Source organism: Streptomyces sp. NPDC001507 (assembly GCF_042894765.1).
Taxonomy (GTDB): domain Bacteria; phylum Actinomycetota; class Actinomycetes; order Streptomycetales; family Streptomycetaceae; genus Streptomyces.
On record NZ_JBIAVV010000006.1, the window covers coordinates 360,884 to 383,234 of the forward strand.

General features: G+C 71.8%; 25 protein-coding genes. 12 read left to right on the plus strand and 13 right to left on the minus strand.

Annotated features, from left to right (window positions below; all coding sequences use genetic code 11):
- Nucleotides 1-3 precede the first annotated feature (3 nt).
- From ACFY0K_RS21695 to ACFY0K_RS21705, 3 genes are all read right to left on the minus strand, one after another.
- Complete coding sequence (locus ACFY0K_RS21695; protein ID WP_390641184.1) at nucleotides 4-585, minus strand: sugar kinase; 582 nt, start codon at nucleotides 583-585, stop codon at nucleotides 4-6.
- Nucleotides 582-1,727, minus strand: a complete 1,146-nt coding sequence (locus tag ACFY0K_RS21700; protein ID WP_390641185.1) for an ROK family glucokinase — start codon at nucleotides 1,725-1,727, stop codon at nucleotides 582-584. Before ACFY0K_RS21700 ends, ACFY0K_RS21695 begins: the two co-directional genes overlap by 4 nt.
- 220 nt (nucleotides 1,728-1,947) lie before the next feature.
- The gene (locus ACFY0K_RS21705; RefSeq protein ID WP_390641385.1) at nucleotides 1,948-2,685 is read right to left on the minus strand and encodes a GntR family transcriptional regulator; all 738 of its coding nucleotides are present in this window, start codon (nucleotides 2,683-2,685) and stop codon (nucleotides 1,948-1,950) included.
- Between the two features lie 130 nt (nucleotides 2,686-2,815).
- Here ACFY0K_RS21705 and ACFY0K_RS21710 point away from each other — a divergent pair, with 130 nt between their 5' ends.
- Nucleotides 2,816-3,826 carry a Gfo/Idh/MocA family oxidoreductase gene (locus tag ACFY0K_RS21710; RefSeq protein ID WP_390641186.1) on the plus strand — a complete coding sequence of 337 codons (1,011 nt, stop codon included), beginning with the start codon at nucleotides 2,816-2,818 and terminating at the stop codon, nucleotides 3,824-3,826.
- Between the two features lie 40 nt (nucleotides 3,827-3,866).
- On the opposite strand, the gene ACFY0K_RS21715 is transcribed toward ACFY0K_RS21710, so the two are convergent.
- From ACFY0K_RS21715 to ACFY0K_RS21725, 3 genes are all read right to left on the minus strand, one after another.
- Entirely contained in the window at nucleotides 3,867-5,048 is a 1,182-nt protein-coding gene (locus tag ACFY0K_RS21715) for a cytochrome P450 (protein ID WP_390641187.1), read from the minus strand.
- Nucleotides 5,049-5,133: 85 nt separating this feature from the next.
- A complete protein-coding gene (locus tag ACFY0K_RS21720) occupies nucleotides 5,134-5,796 on the minus strand; it encodes a response regulator (RefSeq protein ID WP_388598647.1) in 663 nt (220 codons plus the stop codon).
- A gap of 52 nt (nucleotides 5,797-5,848) precedes the next feature.
- Nucleotides 5,849-7,120 (minus strand): histidine kinase, encoded by a 1,272-nt coding sequence (locus ACFY0K_RS21725; RefSeq protein ID WP_390641188.1) that lies wholly within the window; start codon nucleotides 7,118-7,120, stop codon nucleotides 5,849-5,851.
- Nucleotides 7,121-7,291: 171 nt separating this feature from the next.
- Between ACFY0K_RS21725 and ACFY0K_RS21730 the strand changes: the two genes are divergently transcribed.
- The 6 genes from ACFY0K_RS21730 to ACFY0K_RS21755 all read left to right on the plus strand — a co-directional run bounded on the left by ACFY0K_RS21730 (nucleotide 7,292) and on the right by ACFY0K_RS21755 (nucleotide 11,367).
- Nucleotides 7,292-7,498 (plus strand): hypothetical protein, encoded by a 207-nt coding sequence (locus ACFY0K_RS21730; protein ID WP_390641189.1) that lies wholly within the window; start codon nucleotides 7,292-7,294, stop codon nucleotides 7,496-7,498.
- 147 nt (nucleotides 7,499-7,645) lie between these two features.
- Nucleotides 7,646-8,746: an NADH:flavin oxidoreductase/NADH oxidase gene (locus ACFY0K_RS21735; protein ID WP_390641386.1), complete on the plus strand. Its 1,101-nt coding sequence runs from the start codon at nucleotides 7,646-7,648 to the stop codon at nucleotides 8,744-8,746.
- A gap of 217 nt (nucleotides 8,747-8,963) precedes the next feature.
- Nucleotides 8,964-9,872, plus strand: a complete 909-nt coding sequence (locus tag ACFY0K_RS21740) for a DMT family transporter (protein ID WP_390641190.1) — start codon at nucleotides 8,964-8,966, stop codon at nucleotides 9,870-9,872.
- A gap of 83 nt (nucleotides 9,873-9,955) precedes the next feature.
- Nucleotides 9,956-10,411 carry a hypothetical protein gene (locus ACFY0K_RS21745; RefSeq protein ID WP_390641191.1) on the plus strand — a complete coding sequence of 152 codons (456 nt, stop codon included), beginning with the start codon at nucleotides 9,956-9,958 and terminating at the stop codon, nucleotides 10,409-10,411.
- Between the two features lie 122 nt (nucleotides 10,412-10,533).
- Nucleotides 10,534-10,923, plus strand: a complete 390-nt coding sequence (locus ACFY0K_RS21750) for a ribonuclease domain-containing protein (protein WP_390641387.1) — start codon at nucleotides 10,534-10,536, stop codon at nucleotides 10,921-10,923.
- Between the two features lie 90 nt (nucleotides 10,924-11,013).
- Entirely contained in the window at nucleotides 11,014-11,367 is a 354-nt protein-coding gene (locus ACFY0K_RS21755; RefSeq protein WP_390641192.1) for an NUDIX domain-containing protein, read from the plus strand.
- Here ACFY0K_RS21755 and ACFY0K_RS21760 read toward each other — a convergent pair.
- Nucleotides 11,273-12,082 carry an AIM24 family protein gene (locus ACFY0K_RS21760; protein WP_390641193.1) on the minus strand — a complete coding sequence of 270 codons (810 nt, stop codon included), beginning with the start codon at nucleotides 12,080-12,082 and terminating at the stop codon, nucleotides 11,273-11,275. The genes ACFY0K_RS21755 and ACFY0K_RS21760 overlap by 95 nt on opposite strands.
- A 152-nt stretch (nucleotides 12,083-12,234) precedes the next feature.
- On the opposite strand from ACFY0K_RS21760, the gene ACFY0K_RS21765 reads away from it, so the two are divergent.
- Both ACFY0K_RS21765 and ACFY0K_RS21770 read left to right on the plus strand, forming a co-directional pair.
- Nucleotides 12,235-12,792, plus strand: a complete 558-nt coding sequence (locus ACFY0K_RS21765; protein WP_390641194.1) for an RNA polymerase sigma factor — start codon at nucleotides 12,235-12,237, stop codon at nucleotides 12,790-12,792.
- A complete protein-coding gene (locus ACFY0K_RS21770; protein WP_390641195.1) occupies nucleotides 12,789-13,898 on the plus strand; it encodes a CU044_5270 family protein in 1,110 nt (369 codons plus the stop codon). The genes ACFY0K_RS21765 and ACFY0K_RS21770 overlap by 4 nt, the downstream gene beginning before the upstream one ends.
- A gap of 62 nt (nucleotides 13,899-13,960) precedes the next feature.
- Here the strand turns inward: ACFY0K_RS21770 and alc are convergent, their stop codons facing one another.
- Complete coding sequence (alc, locus tag ACFY0K_RS21775; protein WP_390641196.1) at nucleotides 13,961-15,073, minus strand: allantoicase; 1,113 nt, start codon at nucleotides 15,071-15,073, stop codon at nucleotides 13,961-13,963.
- Nucleotides 15,074-15,134: 61 nt separating this feature from the next.
- The gene (gene allB, locus ACFY0K_RS21780) at nucleotides 15,135-16,475 is read right to left on the minus strand and encodes an allantoinase AllB (protein WP_390641197.1); all 1,341 of its coding nucleotides are present in this window, start codon (nucleotides 16,473-16,475) and stop codon (nucleotides 15,135-15,137) included.
- Between the two features lie 274 nt (nucleotides 16,476-16,749).
- Here allB and ACFY0K_RS21785 point away from each other — a divergent pair, with 274 nt between their 5' ends.
- Nucleotides 16,750-17,538 (plus strand): IclR family transcriptional regulator, encoded by a 789-nt coding sequence (locus ACFY0K_RS21785; protein WP_390641198.1) that lies wholly within the window; start codon nucleotides 16,750-16,752, stop codon nucleotides 17,536-17,538.
- Nucleotides 17,539-17,618: 80 nt separating this feature from the next.
- Here the strand turns inward: ACFY0K_RS21785 and ACFY0K_RS21790 are convergent, their stop codons facing one another.
- Complete coding sequence (locus tag ACFY0K_RS21790) at nucleotides 17,619-17,933, minus strand: DUF5955 family protein (RefSeq protein ID WP_390641199.1); 315 nt, start codon at nucleotides 17,931-17,933, stop codon at nucleotides 17,619-17,621.
- Nucleotides 17,934-18,087: 154 nt separating this feature from the next.
- On the opposite strand from ACFY0K_RS21790, the gene ACFY0K_RS21795 reads away from it, so the two are divergent.
- Nucleotides 18,088-18,687, plus strand: coding sequence for an NTP transferase domain-containing protein (locus ACFY0K_RS21795; protein WP_390641200.1), 600 nt, complete (start codon nucleotides 18,088-18,090; stop codon nucleotides 18,685-18,687).
- A 184-nt stretch (nucleotides 18,688-18,871) separates the two neighbouring features.
- Complete coding sequence (gene aceB / locus ACFY0K_RS21800) at nucleotides 18,872-20,494, plus strand: malate synthase A (RefSeq protein ID WP_390641201.1); 1,623 nt, start codon at nucleotides 18,872-18,874, stop codon at nucleotides 20,492-20,494.
- 1 nt (nucleotide 20,495) lies between these two features.
- On the opposite strand, the gene ACFY0K_RS21805 is transcribed toward aceB, so the two are convergent.
- From ACFY0K_RS21805 to ACFY0K_RS21815, 3 genes are all read right to left on the minus strand, one after another.
- The gene (locus ACFY0K_RS21805) at nucleotides 20,496-20,783 is read right to left on the minus strand and encodes a SelT/SelW/SelH family protein (RefSeq protein ID WP_390641202.1); all 288 of its coding nucleotides are present in this window, start codon (nucleotides 20,781-20,783) and stop codon (nucleotides 20,496-20,498) included.
- Entirely contained in the window at nucleotides 20,780-21,685 is a 906-nt protein-coding gene (locus ACFY0K_RS21810) for a HipA family kinase (RefSeq protein ID WP_390641203.1), read from the minus strand. Before ACFY0K_RS21810 ends, ACFY0K_RS21805 begins: the two co-directional genes overlap by 4 nt.
- A 356-nt stretch (nucleotides 21,686-22,041) precedes the next feature.
- Nucleotides 22,042-22,350, minus strand: a complete 309-nt coding sequence (locus tag ACFY0K_RS21815) for a hypothetical protein (RefSeq protein WP_390641204.1) — start codon at nucleotides 22,348-22,350, stop codon at nucleotides 22,042-22,044.
- Nucleotide 22,351 lies beyond the last annotated feature (1 nt).

The window sequence follows — 22,351 nt, forward strand, 5'->3', positions numbered from 1 at the left end:
CCGCTACGGGACGGTGCGGGAGACGACGTAGATCATCGGGTAGTCCGGGTCGGCGGTGTTCACGACCACGTCCTGGGTGGGCGCCGGGTTCTTCTGCTTGTGCGTCAGGCCCGACCAGGTCCCGGGGCCGGTGAACTTCCAGCCGCTGACCTTCTGGTCGCGCGAGCTGATGCTGATGTCGTCCTTCTTCAGCGCGTCCCGGTCGACGCCCATGCCCGCCAGGAAGCTGTCCAGTCCGGCGCTGTTGGTGCGGAACTGGACGTAGAGACGGCTGGTCTTCCAGTTGTTCGTCTCGTAGTACGCGATCCGGTCGGCCGGGTGCGGGACCGGGACCTGGTAGAGGCGGCGCTGCACCTTCGACGGCCAGCCCTCGGAGAGGCCGGTCGCCGAGTACTTGGACTCCTTGTCCTTGCCGCTGTTGCGGCTCTGGGCGGCGGAGATCACCAGATAGCCGGCCGGCACGCCGATGAGCAGCACGATGATCAGCAGCGTCAGCGCCCGGCGGCGGGCCTTGTGCCCCGGGGTCTCGGGCGGACGCTGCGGTTCCTCCGGGGACGCGGCCTGCCGGGGCAGCGAAGCGGTCATGCGGTGTCCCGGGTACGGCGGGCCTCCGCGAACCGCTCGTAGCGCTCGTACCGCTCGACCCGGCGCCGCTTGGCGCGCCGGAACCGGCGGGCGACCAGGCGGGCGAGGTCGGCGGCGCCGACCATGCCGGCCTCGGGACCGAGCTGGGCGCGGGCGATCCGGGCCTCGGGGCGGTAGCCGCGGCCGGTCAGCTGGCGCTTGAAGGCGTCCCGCGCGGGGCCGATCAGCAGGTCGTCGGCGGCGCTGACGCCACCGCCGATCACGAAGCAGGAGGGGTCGAGGGCGGCGGCGAGGTTGGCGATGCCGACGCCGAGCCACTGGCCGATGTCCTGGAGCAGTTCGACGCACATCGCGTCGCCCTCGCGGGCCAGCTCGGTGATCATCGGGCCGGAGATCTCGCCGATGTTGCCCTTGACGTGCTCGATGATCCCGTAGGCCACCGGGGAGTCGGCGGCGGCCAGCTCCTTGGCCTCGCGGACCAGCGCGTTGCCGGAGCTGTACTGCTCCCAGCAGCCGCGGTTGCCGCACGGGCAGCGGTGGCCGCCGGGCACCACCTGCATGTGGCCGAACTCGCCGGCGACGCCGTACTTGCCGCGCTTGACCTGGCCGTCCTCCAGGATCGCGCCCCCGATGCCGGTGCCGAGCGTGATCATGACGAGGTGGTCCTCGCCGCGGCCGGCGCCGAACCGCCACTCGGCCCAGGCGGCGGCGTTGGCGTCGTTGTCGACCAGGACGGGCACGGCGAGCCGGCCGGCGAGGCGGTCGCGCAGCGGCTCGTTCCGCCAGGACAGGTGGGGGGCGAACAGCACGCGGTTGCGGTCGGCGTCGACCCAGCCGGCCGCGCCGATGCCGACGGCGTGCACGTCGTGCCGGTCGGACAGGTCCAGGACCAGTTCGACGATCGTGTCCTCGACGACCTTCGGGCTCTTGGACTTGTCCGGGGTCTCCGTGCGGAGCTTCTCCAGGATGTTGCCGTCGGCGTCCACGACGCCCGCCATGACCTTGGTGCCGCCGATGTCGATGCCGACCGTGGGCACGCGGGGGGCCGTCAGGTGGGAGCGGCGTTCCCGGGTGCCGACGGTCCGCAGGACGGGGGCACGGCGGGAGCCGATGGGGGCGGTGAGGTCGCGGTAGGTGCTCATCGGGCTTGATTGTGCCTCACCGCGAGAAAGGGTGCCGTTCGCGGGAGATAAGGAGGGGCGAGCACCGCGGCCGGGTGCCCGTCCGTTGTGGCTGGTCGCGCAGTTCCCCGCGCCCCTTTCGGGGCGCTGCGGCTCGTGGCGTGGAGAGTCCGGGTCACCGCCGCCCGCCGGGATACGTCGGTCACATTGTCCGGACATTAGAACCAGAACGTCAGCATCCTCAGGACCGCACCAGCAGCTGAAACTCGAAGGAGTAGCGGGTCGGGCGGTAGATGTGGTCGCCGAACTCGACGGCGCGGCCGGTGTCGTCGTAGGTGGTGCGCTGCATGGTGAGCAGCGGGGCGCCCTCCGGCTCGGCGAGCCGGTCCGCCTCGGCGGCCGTGGCGCCGCGCGCGCCGATGGACTGGCGGGCGCTGTGCAGGGTGATCCCGGCGGTCCGCATCAGCCGGTACAGGCCGGTCGCCTCCAGCTGGGCGGTGTCCAGGTCGAGCAGGCCGGGGGGCAGGTGGTTGGTCAGGTACGCCATGGGCTCGCCGTGCGCCAGCCGCAGCCGCTCGACGCGGTGCACGTCGGCGGCCTCGGCGACCCCGAGCGCGGCCGCGACCTCGGCGGTCGCCGGCACGACGGTGTTGACCAGCACCTTCGTCGCGGGGCGCTGGCCGGCCGACTCCAGGTCGTCGTAGAGGCTGCTGAGTTCCAGCGGGCGCTTGACCTGGCTGTGCACGACCTGGGTGCCGACACCCCGGCGGCGGACGAGCAGGCCCTTGTCCACGAGGGACTGGATGGCCTGGCGGACCGTCGGACGGGACAGGCCGAGCCGTGCGGCGAGCTCGATCTCGTTGCCCAGCAGGCTGCCGGGGGTGAGCGAGCCGTGCTCGATCGCCGCTTCCAGCTGCTGGGCGAGCTGGAAGTACAACGGGACCGGGGAACTCCGGTCCACACTGAGCTCGAGCGTCACGGTCGGGTCCACATCTGGTTTCGGCACGGGGCCGAGCGTATCTCCGTGACGGGTTGACGGGAAGTTGTGTAGTTCGATTGTCCGGACATACGGATTGACAGCGCGCGGGGTGCACCAGCACCTTGTTCCCATGCGCATCGGGGTCATCGGGACGGGCCGCATCGGCACCATTCACGCGAACACGCTCAGCCGTAATCGCGAGGTCGGATCGCTGATCCTCACGGACGTGGATCCCCAGCGGGCCCAGGATCTGGCGCACCGGCTCGGGGAGACGGCGGCACCCGGGACGGACGAGATCTTCAAGTGGGGTGTGGACGCCGTGGTGATCACCGCCACGACCTCGGCCCACGCCGACCTGATCGGCCGGGCGGCCCGTTCCGGGCTGCCGGTCTTCTGCGAGAAGCCGATCGCCCTCGATCTGCCGGGCACGCTGCAGGCCCTGGCGGAGGTGGAGAACGCCGGGACGGTGCTGCAGATGGGCTTCCAGCGGCGCTTCGACAAGGGGTACGCGGGTGCGCGCGAGGCGGTGCGCTCGGGGCGGCTCGGGCGGCTGCACACCGTACGGGCGCTGACCTCCGACCAGTCCCCGCCCCCGCCGGAGTGGCTGCCGCTGTCCGGCGGGCTGTTCCGGGACACGCTGATCCACGACTTCGACGTGCTGCGCTGGGTGACCGGGCGGGAGGTCGTGGACGTGTACGCGACCGGCTCGGACGCGGGGCCCGCGATGTTCCGCGAGGCCGGTGACGTCGACACCGGCGCGGCGGTGCTCACCCTCGCCGACGGCACGCTGGCCACGGCGACCGGGACCCGGCTGAACGGCGCCGGGTACGACGTGCGGATGGAGCTGGCCGGCGAGCGGGACACCGTGGTGGTCGGCCTGGACGACCGTACGCCGGTGGCCTCGACCGAGCCGACCGGGCCGCCGCCCGCGGACAAGCCCTGGCCCGGTTTCCTGGAGCGGTTCGGGCCCGCCTACGAAGCCGAGCTGTGCGCCTTCGTCGACGTGGTGCGGGGCCAGCTGGCCAACCCCTGCGACGGGCGCGAGGCGCTCCAGGCGCTGCGGATCGCGGAGGCCTGCGAGATCTCCCGGCACGAGCGCAGGCCGGTGGCGCTCGCGGAGATCCCGGACCGCCTGGCCTGACCGGCGGCGACCGCCCCGGCGGCGGCCGCCCCGGCCGCGGCTACCAGCGCACGGGGAGGCTGCGGACCCCTCTCATCAGGGTGCCCGGCAGCCATTGCCCGTGCGGGCCGTCCAGGGCGAGGTCCGGAGCGCGCTCCAGGAGGGTGCGCAGGGCGATCCGGCCCTCCAGGCGGGCCAGGGGTGCGCCCAGGCAGTAGTGGATGCCGTGGCCGAAGGCGAGGTGCCCGCGGTGGTCGCGGCGGATGTCGAAGCGGTCGGGCTCGGGGTAGCGGTCACCGTCGCGGTCGGCGCCGGCGAGGCTGATCATCACGGGGTCGCCCCGGTCGATGGCGGTGCCGGCGATCTCCAGGGGCTCGGCGGCGTACCGGTACGTGGCGTTCTCCACCGGGCCCTCCCAGCGCAGGGTCTCCTCGATCGCGCCGTCCAGGAGGCTCATGTCGGCGCGCAGGGCGGCCAGTTGGTCCGGGTGGGTGAGCAGGGCGAGGACGCCGTTGCCGATGAGGTTGACGGTGGTCTCGTGGCCGGCGATCAGCAGGACGAAGGCCATGCCGCGCAGCTCTGCGACAGAGAGCCGGTCGCCGTCCTCGGCGGTGGTGCGGATCAGGTCGCTGAGCAGGTCGCCGCTCGGGCCCGCGCACCGCTTGTCCTCGATCAGCTCCGCCAGGTAGTCGGCGAGCGCGGCGAAGGAGTCGTACTCGCTGCCCGGATCGCTGGGCGCGACCACCTCGTTGGACAGTTTCCGGAACCGCTCGCGGTCCAGCTCCGGGACGCCGAGCAGTTCGCTGATCACCGTGATGGGCAGCGGGTAGGCGAAGGCGTCGACCAGGTCGGCGCGGCCGCGCGGCAGCATCTCGTCGAGCAGCTGGTCCGTGATCTCCTGGATCCTCGGCTCGAGACCGGCCACCCGGCGGGCGGTGAACGCGCGCGTGATCAGGCCGCGCAGCCTGGTGTGCTGGGGCGGGTCGGCGACCAGCAGGTACTTGCCGATCAGTTCCTCGTCGAGGAATTTGAAGCCGATCTTCTCGGTGTCCTTGGCCAGTCTGGGGTCGGCGAGCGCCGCGCGCGCCTCCTGGTAGCCCACGACCAGCCAGGTCTCGTGGTACTGGTCCGGAAGCGGCCACCGCACCCGGTGCACCGGGCCGCGCTCGCGCAGCCGGGCGTACACCGTGTGCGGGTCCGTGCGCAGACCGTCGCCGTACTCGCCGAGGTCGGTCACCTGCATGCTCTGCTCCCCCTTCAGGAGGTCCCCGAGGCCGTCCCGTACCCGGAGAACGCACGGGCCGCCCCACAGGTGCCCCGCAGGCGCCCTATTCCTCCAGCAGTCCCGCGTCGTACGCCAGCAGGGCGATCTGGACGCGGTTGTTGAGGCCGAGCTTGGCCAGGATGCGGGAGACGTGGGTCTTGACGGTGGCGACGCTCATGAAGAGGCCGGTGGCGATCTCGGCGTTGGCGAGGCCCCGGCCGACGGCGACGGCGACCTCGCGCTCGCGGTCGTTGAGGGCGGCGAGCCGGTCGCGCGCGCGTGCCTGCCGGGTGTCCGCGCGGGTGCCGGCCGCGTGCGCCATCAGCTGCCGGGTGACGGCGGGCGACAGCACGGGGTCGCCGGCCGCGACCCGGCGGACCGCGGCGACGATCTCGGCGGGCGGGGTGTCCTTGAGGACGAACCCGGCGGCTCCCGCGCGCAGGGCGTGCAACACCTGTTCGTCGGCGTGGAACGTGGTGAGGACGACGACCTGCGGGGCGTCGGCACGCGCGCGGAGCCGCTCGGTGGCGGTGAGTCCGTCCACGGAAGGCATCCGGATGTCCATCAGCACGACGTCCGGGCGGGTGCGGTCCACGAGCGCCTCGACCTCGTCGCCGTCGGCGCCCTCCCCGACGATCTCGATGTCCCCGGCCCCGCCCATCATGAGGGCGAGCCCGGCGCGCACCAGCGGATCGTCGTCGACGAGCAGCAGTCTGATCGTGGTCATGGCGCCTACGTAATCACGCGGGTCAGGAGGCACGTGCCCGGTCGCCCGCTCGTCATGCGGCCGGGGAGGGGGCGGCCCAGGGCAGCCAGGCGCGCACCTCGAAGCCGCCGTCGCCGACGGACCGGTGCTCCAGCCGCCCCCCGGCCAGCGTGGCGCGTTCGGTGAGGCCGATCAGGCCCTGGCCGGAGCCGGGGACGTGCGGGGCCTCGGTCGCGGGGGCGGGGTTGTGCACGGTGATGTCCAGGCCGTCGCCCGGGGCGCCGGTGACGCGGACGGTGACCTCGGCGCCGGGGGCGTGCTTGCGGGCGTTGGTGAGGCCCTCCTGGGCGATCCGGTAGGCGGTGCGGCCGACGGAGGCGGGGACGGCGGCCGGGTCGCCGACGTGGTTGTCCAGCACCACCTTCATGCCGGCTCCTCGTGATTCGGCGACCAGTGACTCCAGTGCGGCCAGGGTCGGCTGCGGCCGGCCGCCCGCCTCGTCGCCGTCGGCGGCGCGCAGCACACCGATGATCTCGCGCAGGTCCTGGAGGGCCTCGTGGGCGCTCTCCCGGATGACCCCGGCCGCCCGTGCCACCTCCTCCCGGGGCGCGTCGGGCCGGAACTCCAGCGCCCCGGCGTGCACGCTGAGCAGGGTCAGCCGGTGGGCGAGGACGTCGTGCATCTCGCGGGCGATGGCCTCCCGGGCCAGCCGCTGGGCCCGCTCGGCGCGCAGCCCGGCCTCGGTCTCGGCCCGCCGGGCCCGGTCGCGCAGGCTGACCATCAGCTGCCGCTTCGAGCGCACGAACATGCCGAGGCTGACCACCAGGAGGGTGAGCAGCACGACGAGGATCACGACGGCCAGGTAGGGCAGGTCGGGGTCGGGTCGCAGCCAGTAGAAGAGCGGGACCAGCACGAGGTTGGCGGCGGTGATCCAGGCGACGTGCCGGAACGGGCGGTGCACGGCGAGGGTGAACAGCGCGACCATGGAGGCGCCGCCCGCGGTGTCGGAGGCGAAGCTGACCGGGATCATGGCGATGGCCAGACCGGTCGGCCAGCGGCGGCGCAGCCAGACCGCGGCGCAGGCCAGACCGCCGATCAGCTGGTCGGCGACGGCGAGGCCGTGCGGGACGTTCGGGTCCTGGCGCATGGTGTTGGCGGCGGCCGCGCCGAGGAGGACGGCCAGCAGGAAACAGCTGAAGTCGACGAGCCAGTCACGCGCGGTGCGCCGGGGCCGACGGCCGGCCGGACCGGCCTCGGGGTCCAGTTCATGGATCACGGCGGAGGGGAACAGCCACCGCCGCCCCTCGAACGTCCGTATGGAGATGTCACCGCTCACGGTCGACAAATCTACGCAGGACCGGTCCGTGTCACCTACTCGCGCACGGGATCGTCGACCAAAGTTGTGCCCGTGTGGACTTTCGGTGCGCCACGCGCTCGTGCGGAGGGTCTTCCGGCGGGCGTGGCCGGCCCCACGGCCGATGGTGCGGGGGGGAGGACGCGGGGCGAGGGTCGTGCCGTGAAACGGTTGTTGGAACTGTTCGGATTCCTCGCCCTGGCACAGGGTGTGCTGGGGCTGGTGCACGAGTTCACCCACTGGCGGGTGGGTGTCCTGCGGCGGCTTGCCTTCCTCGACGCCTACGGCGTCTACGCGAGCGTCGCGCTGATCGTGCCGGCGTGCGCGCTGTTCGCCGCCGCGGGGAGCCGGAGGCCGGGTGGCGGGTGAGTCACAGGGATATATATGCGAGTGCCGATAGTGGGCGGAAATAAAATACCCGCGCATGCAATTATGAGTCCTGTGCCGGGCGAGAGGACCGTCGCCGACGGCCCGACCGCACGGCACCCACCGATGGACCTCCCAAGGAGTCGCGTGTTGAACCCGCTCTTCACCCCCTTCGACCTCAAGTCGCTGACGATCCCCAACCGCATCTGGATGGCGGCGATGTGCCAGTACAGCGCGGAGCCGGACGGTGCGGCGGCCGGCGTCCCGACGGACTGGCACTTCTCCCACCTGGCCGCACGCGCGGCCGGCGGCACCGGTCTGATCATCACCGAGGCCGCGGCCGTCAGCCCCGAGGGCCGGATCTCCCCCTACGACCTCGGCATCTGGAACGACGAGCAGGTCGCCGCCTTCCGGCGCATCACCGCCTTCCTGAAGTCGCAGGGCACGGTCCCCGGGATCCAGCTGGCGCACGCGGGGCGCAAGGCGTCGACCGAGCGCACCTGGGTCGACCGCGGGCGCCCGATCGCCCCGGACGAGCCGCACGGCTGGACGCCGGTGGGCCCCAGCGCGGTGGCCTTCGACGAGACGTCGACGGTGCCCGAGGAGCTGACCACGGACGGCATCCGCGAGATCGTCCAGCAGTTCGCCGACGCCGCCGTACGCGCCCGCGCGGCCGGTTTCCAGATCGCCGAGATCCACGGTGCCCACGGCTACCTGATCCACCAGTTCCTCTCCCCGCAGAGCAACCGGCGCACCGACGAGTACGGCGGTTCCTTCGAGGGCCGGATCCGCTTCGCCCTGGAGGTCGTCGACGCCGTGCGCGCCGTGTGGCCCGAGGAGCTGCCGGTGTTCTTCCGCATCTCGGCGACCGACTGGCTGTCGGAGAACCCCGAGGACGGGCGGACGGGCTGGACCGCCGACGACACCGTCCGCCTCGCCAGGGAACTGCTGGCGCACGGCGTCGATCTGATGGACATCTCCACCGGCGGCATCGTCCCCGACGCGAAGATCACGAGCGGCCCCGGCTACCAGGTCCCCTTCGCCGACCGCGTCCGCAACGAGACCGGCATGCCCGTCGCCGCCGTGGGCCTGATCACCGAGCCCGCGCAGGCCGACAAGGTCGTCGCCTCCGGCAGCGCCGACGCGGTCCTGCTGGGGCGGGAACTCCTGCGCAACCCCTACTGGGCCCGGCACGCCGCGGACCAGCTCGGCGGCAGCGTCGGCGCGCCCGTCCAGTACCACCGGGCCTGAGACCGGCCCGCAGGCGGCGGCTGCGGCGACGGCGACGAAGGCGTCACCGTTCGCCCGCCCCGCGCTCCGGCCGGACACTTGGAACGAGCGCACCGCTCACCCTTTCGCCGTTCCCCGTCGCGAACCGCATCCGGACCGCCGGCCCCGGGGCACTTCCCGGGCCGCGGCGCCGCGCCCGCGGAACGCGGCCGACACTCCCGGAAGCGATGCGATCGACATGATTGTCGCGTTCACCTGTGCCGTGCTCGCCGCTGCCAGCAACGCATGGGGCACGGTCCTGCAGCGACGTGCCGCCACGGCCACGCCCGAATCCCGCTCCCCCCTCGCCCTCGTCGGGAGCCTGCTGCGCAATCCCGTCTGGCTCGGCGGAATCCTCGGAGTGATCGGCTCGGCCCTGTTCCAGGCACTCGCGCTCAACTTCGGGACCCTGGCCGCCGTCCAGCCGGTCTTCATCCTCGAACTGCCGCTCGCGCTCGTCTTCGGCAGCCTCGTCTTCCGGGTCCGGGTCTCCCGGAAGGCGTGGGGATGCGTCGCCGCGATCTTCGCGGGGCTGGCCATCAGCCTCTTCTCCGCCGCTCCCTCCGGCGGACGCGCCCAGGTCCCCGGCGTGTGGTGGGTGCCCACGATCGCCGTCACGGGCGCGGCCGGCGCCGCGCTCGTCCTCGTCGGCCTGCGCCGACCGCACGGCCTGGCCCGCGCGGCCTGCCTGGCCGCGGCCGCCGCCGTCGGCAACGCGCTCACGGCGGCCCTGGTGAAGTCCGCGACGCACATCCTGTCCCGGCAGGGAGCCCCCGCGTTCTTCCTCGCGTGGCAGACCTACGGCTTCGCACTCGTCGGCTCGTTCTCCATCATCCTGCTCGGCTACGCCATGCAGGGAGGCCCCCTCATCGCCTCCCAGCCGGCACTCACCCTCGGCGACGCCGTGGTCAGCTTCTGTCTCGGAGTCACCCTCTACGCGGAGACACCCCGCCACGGCATGTGGGTCGTGCCGGCCCTTTTCGGGGTCGCCCTCCTCTCGTACGGCGTCGTCACCCTCTCCCGCACCCGCTGCCTGGCGAAATGCGTGGACCGTGACGCGGAGGAGGACACCCACCGGTCGGAAAGCCGAGCGGCGACGGCGATGTAGCCGGGGCGGCATCAACAGGTACCCCGGCGCCCGGACCGGAGTTGCCGGCATGATGTCGCCCATGTCCTCGTACCGAAAGGCCGATGCCGCGTAGGCGCCCCGGCGCGCTGCGCGCTGAACGGTTGCCCCGTGCCGAGTGGTCCCCCCTGCCCCCGGAACGGATCCACGGGCTCTCCGCCCGCACCAGCGTCGCCATAGACCGAGTGGAGAGGCTCTCGGGCGACTACCACGTCCACCCCGGCGTCACCGACCGTGCGCTGCGCCGGTACCGGGCGTTTCTGCAGCCGCCCGGACGACGGCCCCGGTATCCGCAGAACGCGGAGTGTTCGTGCCGAGGCTGCTCCTTCGACGACGTGCGGCACGCCCGCGACGTGCTCGCGGAGGTTCTGCGGCAGGTGCCGCCCCGGCCTCGCGCCCAACTGGCGAGCCAAGTGCGAGCCCTTGACGCCCGGTACGTCGAACGCACGCTGCCCGATCCGTTCGCCGCTGACCGGCAGTGGGGTTCCGACCTCTGGTGGCGGCGCCGCCTGACCGGCTGAGGGGTCCGCGAAGGCGCCGCGGCCCAGGTTAACTTCGCGAAAACGAACGGGACTTGACGGGTAATTCTTTCAACTTGTCATTGACATGCCATACTCTACGCGCGTCATCATGGGCCCATGAGATTCCCCCACGAATCACCCGTATCGGCGCTGCGGGCGCCCTGCTGTCCGCCCTCCTCGTGGGCGGCACCGTCTCCGCCGTCACGGCGGACGCCGCTGCCGCCTCGGTCGGCAGTATCTGCTACAGCGACCTGCCGGCGCAGGCGTACGACACGCTCGACCTGATCGCGTCGGGCGGTCCGTTCCCCTACTCCCAGGACGGGACCGTCTTCCGCAACCAGGAGGGCGTGCTGCCGAGCGAGCCCACCGGCTACTACCACGAGTACACCGTGAAGACGCCGGGCTCCTCCACCCGCGGTGCGCGCCGCATCATCACGGGCGAGGAGTACCAGGAGGACTACTGCACCTCCGACCACTACGTCACGTTCGACCTCGTCGACTTCGGCTGCTGATCCACCCGCCGGCCGACGCCAGGAACGGTGCGCCCCTCAGGGATTCCGGCCCCTGTCCGCCCGGGGCCGCCGTGCCCCTCACCCCCCACGGTGAGGGGCACGGCGGCCGGTTCGGGCTCCTCACCGGGCCGGGCGCCCTCTTGCCCGGCCTGTTGCACGACGGTCGGTGGCGGCGTCGAAGGCTACGCCGCCGACCTCGAAGCGGCCCTGCGCCGCGAAGTCATGGAGGAACTCGGCGCCACGATCGCAGTGGTGCGGCACGACGGTGACCTGGGGTGCGGTCCGTTGTCGTCGGTTCAGGCCCCTGGGCCACCGGAAACTCGTCGTCCGGCCGGTCTCCGGTGCGCCCTCAGCCCGTGTGCGTGGAGAACAGTCCGCCGGTCGGGCCCTGCTTGTCGCCGCCCTGGGCCTTCTTCAAGGCGTTGGCGAGGCTCTCGATGGTGAGGGACTGCAGGATCACCCGGCCGTTGCCCTCCAGGGTGGCCAGGGAGAGTCCCTCGCCGCCGAAGACGGCGTTCATGAGGCCCTGACGGTTGAGGCCGCCGACGCGCTGGACGCCGTACTGGATGCCCTCCTCGAAGGCGACGACGCAGCCCGTGTCGACCTCGATGCGGCCGCCGAAGTCGGCGGGGTTCAGGTCGATGAAGTTGCCTGCGCCGGCGATGATCACCGTGCCGTGGCCGGTGAACTTCTCCAGGATGAAGCCCTCGCCGCCGCTCATGCCGGTACGGCCGCCCTGGAAGGCGATGCCGAACTCGACGGTGGACTCGGCCGCCACGAAGGCGTCCTTCTCGGCGAACCACGCACGCGTGCCGTTGAGCTCCAGGGCGCGCATCTCGCCGGGCAGTACGCCGGCGAAGCCGACGGTGCCTTCCCCGCCCTGCGCGCTGAAGTACTGGAACGCCAGGGACTCACCGGCGAGCATGCGCTGGCCGACCTGCATGGCGGTGCCCATGGCCTGGCGCAGCATGCCGCCCATGCCGCCACCGCCGCCCTGCTGCTGACCGCCGCCGTTGGGGCCGCTCAGCCGCGTCTCCATGGTGACGTTCGTCGTCTTGAACAGGAACTTGCCGGCCTCGCAGTACACGGTCTGGCCGGGGTGCAGGTTGACGACGGCCATCTGCATGGCGTTGCCGACGATTTCTTGCTGAAGGGTCACGAGAGGAGAACGTAACCGACGGCCCGGCGGTTCCCTCCGCCCGCCCACCCGGGCGGCACGAGACTTCTCCTCGCACCGCGGCGAACGCTCCGGGCCCCTTGCGACAAGTACAGGGTGGGGCCGCTGTTCACGCGGCGACGACGGGAGGTCCGGTGGAAACGGACGAGCATCTACTCACCCGCTCGATACGGGAGCCAGAGGCGTTCGAGCAGTTGGTGGTACGGCATTCGGGAGCGCTGCACGGCTACCTCGCGCGCCGGGCGCCGGGCGCCGCGGACGATCTGCTGGCGGAGGTGTGGCTGCAGGCATTCAGCGGCCGCGCCACGTACGACGCGACTCGCGGCACCTTCCGCAGCTGGCTCTTCGGTGTGGCCAGGAACGTGCTGGCCGCGCACCGGCGCCGCGACGAGCACGACGGACGGGTGCTTCACGGGGACGAGGCGAGCAGCGACCCGTGGCGCGCGGTCGACCAGCGGCTGGACGCCGCGGCGGTCGCGCCGCTGATCCGCGACACGCTGGCCGGCCTGCCGCACGTGGAGCGCGAACTGCTGCTGCTCGTCGCCTGGGAGCAGCTCACGCCCTCGGAGGCCGCGGCCGTGGTCGGCATCCCGGCGGGCACGGCCCGCTCCCGGCTGCACCGTGCCCGTACCCGGCTGCGCACCGCGCTCGGCTCGGCCCCTTCGCTTCCCCTGACAGGAGATCTCGCATGACCGAGCACGAGCGGCACGAGCGGCACGAGCTGGATGTTCTCGACTTTCCCGGCGCGGACCGGCTGCGGGCCGCGGGGGACGTCGCCCCGCCGAGCCCCGCGGTCGTCGGCGCGGCGCTCACCGCGGTGCGCGCGGCCGCGGCGGACAGCGCCACGGTGGTGCCCTTCGGGTCCCGGCCGCGCCACCGCGGGCGCCGGATCCTGGTCTCCGCCGCGGCGGTCGCCGCCGTCACGGCGGGCGCGGCCGTCTACCCCACCATCGGTGTCGGGGGCAACCCGCCGGCAGCCTCGGCCGACGCGGCGGGATTCCTGCACCGCATGGCGGACACCGCGGGCGCCGAGCCGGTCTCCGACGCCCGGTACTGGAAGGTCGAGACGCGTACGTCGGTGACCTCCCCGGCTCCCGGTGGGGTGCCGGGGACCAGGACCAGGACCGAGACCGCGACCGAGTGGCTCAGCCGGAACAGTTTCCTCCGTGCCTCCTCCGGCGAAGGCGAGGTCATGGAGTTCACCGGCCTGGCGAACGGCTGGGCCCTGTCGCCCGACGGCGGTGCACGGTCCACGACGGGTTACCGTCTCGCACAGCCGGGCCGGCACGAGCTGACGTCGTGGAACGTCGGCGGCCTGCCCCCGTCCCGCGGCAGGGCCATCACCTGGGACGACCTGAAGACACTTCCGACGGAGCCGAAGGCTCTCCGGGCGAGGCTCCTCGACGGTTCCGGCGGCACGGAGGCCGACGAGCAGCTCTTCAACGGCATCGAGGCTCTGCTGGCCGACGCACCCGCCGGCCCCCGTCTGCGGGCCGCGCTCTTCGAGGTCCTCGCCGCCATCCCGCACGTGCGCCTGGCCGGAAGCGTCAAGGACAGCGCGGGACGCGGCGGCACCGCCGTCGAGCTGAAGTCGGGGTACGGGAGCAGCCGTATGATCATCGACCCCGAGACCTCCAAGCTCCTGGAGGCGAGGACGGTCGCCCGGTCCAACGCCGAGAGCGACGCCGGAACCGTGCGCACGACGTACCTGTCCGCCGGGCCGTCCGAGGACGCTCCTCGTCCCCACTCACGGTCCGAGACGCCCGCGGCGAAGGCCTCCCCCCGGTCGGACGGCTGATACCGGGTCCGGCAGCCCACGAGAGCCAAGGGTTCCCGAAAGGCGAGTCGGGCGGAGACGGGTCAGGACAGTTCGCGGTGCCTTGTGGTCAGGGCCGCCGCGCCCGCTTCCGTCGGTGTGCCGAACAGGCGCAGGCGGGAGATTCCGCCGTCCGGGAAGATGTCCACGCGCGCGTGCGTGCCCACGGCCGGGGAGGCCAGGACGAATCTGTGATCGGTGTCGGGCTGGAGGCGGGTGCGCGGGAGGATCTCCCGCCACTCGCCGTCCTCGCCGTCCCGTACCGACACGGACGCCCAGCCCGCGCTGTTGCCCTTCAGGTACGCCGTGTCGATCTCGATCGCCCGGATCTGGGACTGGGTGACCAGGCGGTAGCGGATCCAGTCGTTGCCCTGGTCGCGGCGGCGGCGCGTCTCCCAGCCGTCGTCCATCTTGCGGGAGCGGCCGGGCTGGATGGTGTTGGTCGCGGGCGAGTAGAAGAGGTTGGAGGCGTCCTCCACCTGGCCGCCGTGCTCCAGGGCGGCCACGTCGAAGGTGCCGAGCACGGTGAGCCACTCGGGGTCGGGCACCACCTCGCCGTACACGCGCAGGCGCGCGATGCCGCCGTCGGGGTGCTGGTTGACGCGGAGGTGGGTGAAGCGCTGTTCGACGGAGACGGCGAAGCCGTTCGCCGCGTGGCCGCCGACGGGGGTGCGGGGGACGAGGGTCGTCCACTTCACGTCGCCGCCGAGCAGTTCCTCCGGCGACGGCGAGCCCGCGACCGACGTGCCCTCGACGGACACCGCCTGCGGGTAGTTGCCGCGGAAGTGGGCCGTGTCGACGACGATCCCGCGGATCACACCGGGCGCGCCGAGACGGACCAGCGCCCAGTCGTGGTCCTCGGCGGTGGGCCAGGGGTGCTCGGCCGAGACCCCGCGGCGGCGGCGCGTCTCCCAGCCGTCCATGATCTTGCCCTTGTGCCCGAAGTGCTCGGGGTCGAACTCGGCCCGCCCCGGCACCAGCAGGTTCTCCCGCTGGGCGAAGAACTCGTCGTTGGCGGCGATGACACCGGCCCCGAGCTGCCGGTCGGCGAGGTTGGCGTACTGGGTGAAGGGGAAGTCGGCGGTGCGGTAGTCCGCGTACGGGTCGCCGCCGGAGTAGGGGTGCGCGTCGCCGGTGAAGGTCGGGATCGCCGTCAAAGGTGTTCCTTTCGGTGTCGGCCGCTGCGGGTGCGGGAGGAGAAGGAGGAGAAGAAGTGAGTCAGGGGGTGCGGGTGAGGAGGTGGCCCTTCGGGGGCGTGAACTCGCCGTCCGCGACGATGCGTTCGCCGCGCAGCCAGGTGGACCTCACGACGCCGTACAGGGTTCTGCCCGCGTAGGCGGTGACCCGGTTGCGGTGCTGCAGGCCCGCCGGGTCCACGGTGAAGGTCTCGTCGGGCGCGAGGACGGCGAAGTCGGCGTCACGCCCGGGCGCGATGGCGCCCTTGCGGTCGTCGAGGCCGACGAGCGCGGCCGTGCGGGCCGACATCCAGCGGACCACGTCCTCGAGGCCGTGGCCGCGTCTGCGGGCCTCGGTCCACACGGCGGCGAGGCTGAGCTGGAGGCCGGAGATACCGCCCCAGGCGGTCGCGAAGTCACTCGTCTTGAGGTCGGCCGTGGAGGGCGAGTGGTCGGTGACCACGCAGTCGACGGTGCCGTCGGCCAGGGCCTGCCAGAGCAGGTCCTGGTTGGCCGCCTCCCGGATGGGCGGGCAGCACTTGAACTCGCTGGCGCCGTCCGGGACCTCCTCGGCGGTGAGGGTGAGGTAGTGCGGGCAGGTCTCGACGGTGAGGCGGACGCCGTCCGCCCTGGCCGCCGCGATCAGTGGCAGCGCGTCGGAGGAGGACAGGTGCAGGACGTGCACGCGCGCGTGCAGGCGTTTCGCCTGGGCGATCAGCTGGGCGATCGCCGTGTCCTCCGCGTCGCGCGGACGGGAGGCGAGGAAGTCGGCGTACTTCGGGCCGCCCTGCTGCGGGGCGGCCGCCAGGTGGTGCGGGTCCTCTGCGTGCACGATCAGCAGGCCGTCGAAGGAGGCGATCTCCGCCAGGGAGCGGGCCAGCTGCTCCTGGTCGAGGTGCGGGAACTCGTCGACGCCGGACGGCGACAGGAACGCCTTGAAGCCGAAGACGCCGTCCTCGTGCAGCGGGCGGAGGTCCTTGACGTTGCCGGGCAGCGCGCCGCCCCAGAAGCCGACGTCGACGTGCGCCTTGTCCGCGGCGACCTGTTGCTTGACGCGGAGGTTCTCGACGGTCGTGGTCGGCGGCAGGGAGTTGAGCGGCATGTCGACCAGGGTGGTGATGCCGCCGGCGGCCGCCGCGCGGGTGGCGGTCCAGAAGCCCTCCCACTCGGTGCGCCCGGGGTCGTTCACGTGCACATGGGTGTCGACCAAGCCGGGCAGCAGGACGTCGTCACCGAAGTCCTCCAGGCGGGCGCCCTCCGGGACGGGGGCGTCGTAGGGCAGTACGGCCGTGATCGTCCCGGCGGAGACGGCGACCGAAGCGGCCCGTGTCCCCTCCGGGGTGATGACGCGCGTCGAGCGCAGCACCAGTTCAGCGTCGGACACCCGGACCCCTCTCTCTGCCGCCGTTTTACTTCCGCGAAACGGGATTTACACCCACGCAACGGAATTCAACGTTCTGTTGAAGGAGTCTTCACTCCCGCTCCCGCGCCGTCAAGGGCACACTGCATCTCGGGGGCCCGGCAGGCGCCCACTCTGGACGTTTCCACGAAGCGGAATTACACTTCCGGCAAGCAGAACGTAGCTACGTACCACCAGGGAGTCAACCGACCGGCGGGTAGGCTTCTGCCCTTCCCGCCAGTCCCGAAAGGAACGCGCCGTGCCGACGTCCAGCGCCAGCACCTCCGACTCCGCCAAGTCCGGCGGCGGCGTCCAGTCCCTAGAGCGCGCCTTCGATCTGCTGGAGCGGATGGCGGACGCGGGCGGCGAGGTGGGCCTCAGCGAGCTGTCCGCGAGCAGCGGGCTGCCGTTGCCGACGATCCACCGGCTGATGCGGACGCTGGTCGCCTGCGGCTACGTACGGCAGCAGCCGAACCGGCGGTACGCGCTCGGCCCCCGGCTGATCCGGCTCGGCGAGTCGGCGTCCCGGCTGCTCGGCACCTGGGCGCGGCCGTACCTGGCGCGGCTGGTCGAGGAGACCGGGGAGACGGCGAACATGGCGCTGCTCGACGGGGACGAGATCGTGTACGTGGCGCAGGTGCCGTCGAAGCACAGTATGAGGATGTTCACCGAGGTGGGCCGGCGGGTGTTGCCGCATTCCACGGGGGTGGGCAAGGCCTTGCTGGCGAATGTGCCGGATGCCGAGGTGCGGGCGCTGCTGGGGCGGACCGGGATGCCCGCGGCGACCGAGAGGACGATCACCACGCCGGAGGGGTTCCTGGCCGCTCTGGCCGAGGTGCGGGAGCTCGGGTACGCCGTGGACGACAACGAGCAGGAGGTGGGGGTGCGCTGCCTGGCGGTGTCCGTGCCGGACTCGCCGACCGCGGCCGCCATTTCGATCTCCGGGCCCGCAGGGCGGGTGACCGAGGCGGCGGTCGAGAAGATCGTGCCGGTGCTGCAGCAGGTGGCCGTCGAGTTGTCTCAGGCACTGGTGAGTTCAGGGGCCTGAGGGGTGGGGCCGACGGGAGCGTTGCCGGGTGCGGGTGGGTGGGGGCCGAGCGCGCAGTTCCCGCGCCCCTGACGGGGCGCTCAGCGTCTCGGCGTTTCACCGAACAGGTCCACCGCCTGCCGTACCTCCGACAGACCCCTGGACAGGGCGCTCATCGAGCCGATGGCGCCCGCGACCAGTAACAGGGAGCGGCGCAGGCGGGGGATCTCCGGCAGGCCGCCGGTGGCCATCGCGGCCAGGGCCGCCAGTTCGTCCTCGGCTATCGCGCGGTCCGGGAACTCGGCCGGATGTGCGGCCAGTTCACGGCGCAGCCGGGAGACCGCCGTGCGCAGTTCCGTCACCCTCGGATCCTCGTCGCTGCCGGTCACTGGCCTCTGTCCCAAGCTCCGCAACACAGCTCTCCCCCCTCTCCAGGTGCCCTGAACGGTGGTCGGGCGCCCGGGGACGCGGGTCAGTAAACGCCCTCCCGTACGGAAAGCGCTACAGCGCGGACCGAATTTCAGCCCTTCGGAACCGGCCGTCCGCTCCGGCGTCGGGTATGCAGGACGCATGACGGACACGCGGGAACGGATCGCCGGGCTGCTGCTCGCCGCCGGCGGTGGCAGACGGCTCGGCGGGCGGCCCAAGGCGCTGCTGACCCACCGGGGACGGCCGCTGGTGGAATACGCGGCCGGGGTGCTGCGGGCGGGCGGCTGCGGACCCGTACACGTGGTCCTGGGGGCCCGCGCGGACGAGGTGCGGGCGCGGGCCGAACTCGGCGGCTGCGTGGTCGTGGAGAACCCGGACTGGGCCGACGGCATGGGGTCCTCGCTGCGGGTGGGGCTGGAGTCGCTCGCCGGGACGGGGGCGCGGGCCGCCCTGGTGTACCTGGTTGACCAGCCCGGGATCGGGGGCGCGGCCGTGGCGCGGGTACTCGGCGGGTACCGGGACGGGAACTCGCTGGTGTCGGCCGCGTACGACGGGGTGCGCGGCCATCCCGTCCTGTTCGGCTCGGCGCACTGGGCGGGGATCGCCGCGAGCGCGACCGGGGACCGTGGTGCCCGCGCCTACCTCGGTTCCCACGAGGAGGCGATCACGCTAGTCGAGTGCGGGGACGTGGCCGAGCCGTACGACATAGACACGGAAGCGGACCTGAGCCACCTTGAGTGAACGGGATGGCACCGAGCGCCACCTTTGCTCGACCCGGAGAATCTCGACGTCAACAAACCATTGAACTTCCACGATGAGAAAACTAGTATCCACTGTTCAGAAGCACCGGTCCCCTGATCAGGCGTGCTTCGCTCTACCCGGAACGACTGGCACCCGGTGCCACCGCTGAAGGAAGTGACAGCTCATGTCCGCACCAGCGCCGTCTCCGCCGGCCATCGTCGACGCCGAGCCCCTGCCCCGGCAGGATGAGGTCCTCACCGACGCGGCGCTCGCCTTCGTGGCCGAGCTGCACCGGCGGTTCTCGCCGCGCCGCGCCGAACTCCTCGCCCGCCGCGCCGAGCGCCGCGCCGAGATCGCCCGCACCTCGACCCTGGACTTCCTCCCGGAGACCGCCGCCGTCCGCGCGGACGACTCCTGGCGGGTGGCCCCCTCCCCCGCGGCGCTGAACGACCGCAGGGTCGAGATCACCGGTCCCACCGACCGCAAGATGACCATCAACGCCCTCAACTCGGGCGCCCGGATCTGGCTCGCCGACTTCGAGGACGCCTCCGCTCCGACCTGGGAGAACGTCGTCCTGGGCCAGCTGAACCTGATCGACGCCTACAGCCGGAACATCGACTTCACGGACCCGGCGAGCGGCAAGTCGTACGCCCTGCGCCCGGACGAGGAGCTGGCGACGGTCGTCATGCGGCCGCGCGGCTGGCACCTGAACGAGCGGCACGTCGAGGTGGACGGCGAGCAGGTGCCCGGCGCCTTCGTCGACTTCGGCCTCTACTTCTTCCACAACGCGCAGCGGCTCCTCGACCTCGGCAAGGGACCGTACTTCTACCTCCCGAAGACCGAGTCGCACCTCGAAGCCCGGCTCTGGAACGACGTGTTCGTCTTCGCACAGGACTACGTCGGCATCCCGCAGGGCACCGTCCGCGCCACCGTGCTGATCGAGACGATCACGGCCGCGTACGAGATGGAGGAGATCCTCTACGAACTGCGCGACCACGCCTCGGGGTTGAACGCCGGCCGCTGGGACTACCTGTTCTCCATCGTGAAGAACTTCCGTGACGGAGGGCCCCGGTTCGTCCTCCCGGACCGCAACGCGGTCACCATGACGGCCCCGTTCATGCGGGCGTACACCGAACTCCTGGTCCGCACCTGCCACAAGCGCGGCGCGCACGCGATCGGCGGCATGGCGGCCTTCATCCCGTCCCGCCGCGATCCCGAGGTCAACAAGGTCGCCTTCGAGAAGGTCCGCGCCGACAAGGACCGCGAGGCGAACGACGGTTTCGACGGCTCCTGGGTCGCCCACCCCGACCTGGTCCCGATCGCCATGGAGTCCTTCGACCGGGTCCTCGGCGACAAGCCCAACCAGAAGGACCGGCTGCGCGAGGACGTCCACGTCGAGGCCGCCGACCTGATCGCGGTCGACTCGCTGGAGGCGAAGCCGACCTACGCAGGTCTGGTCAACGCCGTCCAGGTGGGGATCCGTTACATCGAGGCGTGGCTGCGCGGGCTCGGCGCGGTGGCCATCTTCAACCTCATGGAGGACGCGGCCACCGCGGAGATCTCGCGCTCGCAGATCTGGCAGTGGATCAACGCCGGTGTCGAGTTCGAGAACGGCGAGAAGGCCACGCCGGAGCTGGCCCGCAAGATCGCCGCCGAGGAACTCGACGCCGTCCGCGCGGAGATCGGCGACGAGGCCTTCGCGGCCGGCCACTGGCAGCAGGCCCACGACCTGCTGCTCACGGTCGCCCTCGACGAGAACTACGCGGACTTCCTGACGCTGCCCGCGTACCAGCAGCTGCGCGGCTGAGCTAGTCCTGCGCCGGCTTGTCCGAGTGGCCCAGGGACTTCCCCGGGGCCACTCGGTCGCGTACGGCCTGCTTCACGGCCGTGGGCTCGGGGAATCCCTGTTCGCGCCGGTCCCAGACCACCTCGTCACCGACCCGTACGACGAACACGCCGCCCCTGCCGGGCTTCAGCGCCAGTTCCGTCAGCTCGGTCTCGAAGGTGGTCAGCAGCTCCTGCGCCAGCCAGGCCGCCCGTGGCAGCCAGCGGCACTGGGTGCAGTACTCGATCTCTACGCGTCGGCTGTCGCTCATCCCAGGTGTACCGACCAATCCTGTTGGGCCGCGGGCTTTCCGTGCAGGTCGGGGACTCGCTGCAGCCAGGCCGGGCGGCCCCGCCGGGTCCTGTCCGCGCGGGCGGCCTCCTCGGCCGCGAGTTGGTCGCGGCCCGGGAAATCGGTGGGGAGCCACTCGGCGGAGGCCCGCACCCGGGCCAGCAGGTAGCCGACGTAGGCCTCGCGCGTCTCCTCGGGCGTCCCGAAGCCGGTGAGCCAGGCGTCCGGGACCTCGGCGAGGACGTCCCGGAGCAGCTGTTCGGTCACCCTGGGCGCGAGTTCGGCGTCGGCGGCCCGGGTGTCGGGGCCGTACCGGCCGAGGGCGTGGTGCCGGAAGTCGTACGGCTTCCCGGGGGCCGAGGTGTCCCAGCGGTGGTGGAAGACGAGCGCGGCGCCGTGGTCGATGAGCCACAGGCGCGGGGGTGCGATGCCGAGGGTCGGCCAGACCATGAGGTTGGAGCTGTGCACCGTACGGTCGACGTTGACGGTGAGCGCGTCCAGCCAGACGATCCGGCCCGCCTCCAGCGGGTCCACCGGGAAGACCTCGGCGACCTCGGGGGTGAAGTCCTCCGCACCGGGCAGGAAGTCCATTCCGAGGTTCACCCCGCCGCTGGCCGCGTGCAGGTCGCGCACCTCCTGGTGCGGCTCGTCCCCGGCGATCACCGGGTCGAAGTGCACCAGGACCAGCTCCGGGAACCGCAGCCCGAGCGCCCGCGCCAGCTCCCCCACGATCACCTCGGCGACCAGCGCCTTGCGCCCCTGCGCGGACCCGGTGAACTTCACGACGTACGTCCCCAGGTCGTCGGCCTCGACGATGCCGGGCACGGAGCCGCCGGAGTGCAGGGGCGCGACATAGCGGGTCGCGGTGACCTCTCTCAGCATTCTCTCAGGCCATCCACTTCATTGACCTTGCAGCCCATGGCCGACCTGGGACCGCCCCTTGCTGCCGACCTCCGGTATGAAGTGAACATAGTAACCGAGGGTGATCGCCGCCGTGCACTCTCACGACTGACTTTCAGGCCTCCAGCACGATCGATGCACAGGTGTGCCGCAGCGCCGTGTCAGCGGTGCCGGCGGGAGAAGTCGGCCCCGCCGACACGGCGGGAGTTCGCAGCGGCGGTCACCCTCGCGGGCGACGATGAGCGGGGTGCCTCACTCGGAAATATCTTGGCTCAGCCACCGAAAGACCCACTCTTGTACGTCACCACTCGGCCTTTGCGAAATGGGTGACCGTACGACTAAAGCGGAAAATCACATTTCCATGGAACATCCAGCTCTTCGGGGTCGACACCCGCCCGGATGACCGACTCGTCAACATCGTCGATCGACGAGACGACCTCGTCATGGACGATCGACATGTTCCCGTCATAGATGTCATTGCCGTCGGCCAACAGATCACGAAGAACTTCGAATGCACGAACTCTGAATTCTCCGGATCGAAGCGGTATAACCCAGATCCACGACTCGCTCTCTGCGGAGCTGGGCGCCCTGCGAGCAGCGATCTCCGATTTGGACATGAGAAGCCGGTTCATCGCCTGAATCTGCATG